This window comes from Ureaplasma diversum NCTC 246, assembly GCF_000731915.1.
Classification (GTDB): Bacteria; Bacillota_I; Bacilli_A; order Mycoplasmatales; family Mycoplasmoidaceae; genus Ureaplasma; species Ureaplasma diversum.
The window spans coordinates 1-2,016 of sequence record NZ_JFDP01000019.1 but is presented as its reverse complement, the minus strand read 5'-3'; the positions used below and the strand labels follow the sequence as shown (position 1 = coordinate 2,016).

General features: G+C 28.5%; 4 protein-coding genes. All 4 read left to right on the top strand.

Features of this window, described 5'->3' with window-relative positions:
- On the top strand, positions 1-570 hold a 570-nt coding region (locus tag UDIV_RS04465), incomplete at its 5' end, for a diacylglycerol kinase catalytic domain-containing protein (RefSeq protein WP_038101917.1).
- 2 nt (positions 571-572) lie between these two features.
- A complete protein-coding gene (locus tag UDIV_RS00795) occupies positions 573-944 on the top strand; it encodes a PTS sugar transporter subunit IIB (RefSeq protein ID WP_038101914.1) in 372 nt (123 codons plus the stop codon).
- 29 nt (positions 945-973) lie between these two features.
- A complete protein-coding gene (locus UDIV_RS00790; RefSeq protein ID WP_038101911.1) occupies positions 974-1,189 on the top strand; it encodes a hypothetical protein in 216 nt (71 codons plus the stop codon).
- A gap of 187 nt (positions 1,190-1,376) precedes the next feature.
- Positions 1,377-2,016: BMP family ABC transporter substrate-binding protein (locus UDIV_RS00785; RefSeq protein ID WP_038101908.1), on the top strand; the 640-nt coding region annotated here is incomplete at its 3' end.

The following is a 2,016-nucleotide window of genomic DNA, read 5'->3' as shown; positions in this document are numbered from 1 at the left end:
GGCTTTTATAGTTCTTATTCATCAATTAATCAATTAGATTTAGTTTCTATTTTAAATGATAACAACTTTAGTAGTCCTTATGTTCTTAAAATAACAATTAATAATGATCAAGTGTTTTATGCATTAAATGAGTGTAGTATTGTTGCTAATGAAACAATAGCATTTGATCTTAGTGTTGATCAGTTTTGTTTACAGACCTTTAAAGGGTCTGGAATATTAGTAAGTACAAGTAGTGGATCAACTGGAAAGAACTTAGCTTTTAGTGGACCAATCTTTAATAGTTTAAAAAACATTTATAGTTTAGTTGAAATAGGACCTGTTAATCATTATTATTACAACTCAATCAAAGCTCCCCTTCTTTTAGATAATAATAAAAGATTAAAAATTGATAAAATTATAAATGCTAAAAAATTATTAATAGCGATTGATAATCGCTCTATTAATGATCTTCTTTTCATAGAATCAATTGATATCGAATTAATAAAAGCTAATTTATTAATTCATCAGTTTGATGATTTTAAAAAGAACATAGCTAAAATTAAGAGTGCATTTACTAAGAATGGGAGCTAGAAATGAAGAATTGAAAAATAATTTTATTATATATTGTTACATTCTCAATTGCTTATTGAGTAATGCGAAAAAAAGCTAAACAACAAGCTCAAATCAAAAATGATAATTTAATTGTTTCTAAGAAATTACCATTTAGTGTTGATAATTTTTATGCTGCTGTTGGTTCAATCTTTAATATTAAAGAAACAACATCAACACTTAACACTCTTAAAATAACGCTTAATGATCCATCACTTTTTAACCAAGACCAAGTAATTGGTTTAGGGGCAAAAGGTGTAATGAAAAACAATAGCACTTTTTCAATCGTCTTTGGAGATTTTGCTACTACTCTTAAAGATGTGATTAATCAAGATTTAGCTAATCAAAATAATTAATTTTAAGAAGCATTAGAAAGACATAGTTTATGCTGATACAACCCAATAACAAAAAGAACGAAAAAATATATGAGATTAAAGCGATTGAAGCTGATCTAGTAATTTTAGAGAATGATATTGGTGATCGTAAAGAGATTCAAACTTATGAATTTGATACACAAGGTATCATTCCTGAGCTTGGGATGTTAATTAACTTATTAGATTACAATAAAACATGTTCAGTCTTTGAAATTTACGAAGAATAGAGCAAAAAAGATAAAGAATTCATCACAAAAAGTGGTGAATTTTCTTTTTATACTATAATAAGCCATTTTTTCTTGTACATACAGATTTAATTTATTGTAAAATATAATAACCAAATCGAATTTGGGGTAAATTTAATATTTTTTATATTTTTATTAATCAATAGATTTTTGATTATTTTGGTGAGATATGCAAAAACAAAAAAAATTTAAAACGAAGGTATTGTGATCAGTTGCTGCAAGTGTTTTAGCTCTTGGTAGTGTGAGTGCAGTTGCTGTTGCTTGTAATGATAGCAAGAAATTAGAAGTTAAAAACTTTTATGCTGCTCCAAGAGGAGAAACTACTCCAGAATATTTATCAGCTTACAACGCTTTAATTAATGATGGCGCTCGTTTCTTAGCTCTTTATGGTTTCTACCATGGCAACCACCTTGCTAAAGGGATGGAAGGAAATGGTTTAAGAAACAACACTGTAGCTGTTTATGTTGATGACAAGTTCTCTGGAAAAGAAAATGTTGACCGTGTTGCTTCAGTTCAATTTAGAGTTGACCACGCTGCTTTCTTAGCTGGAATTGCTGGTGCTTATCATTTAAATAGCAACCAAAAAACTTACTTAAGATCTGGTGTTACTGACTTAACATGAGCTGGAATTGTTGGTCTTCCATTCTCATCTACTTCTACATTCATTCAAGGTTTCAAATTAGGTGTTGCTTGAGCTAATCAAAATTTAAAGGACAAAGACATTGCTCAAAAAGATGACACTACTCCTAAAAAATGAAAAGAAGTTAAACAAGTATTTGCTGATTTATATGCTTCAGGTTCATTTAATG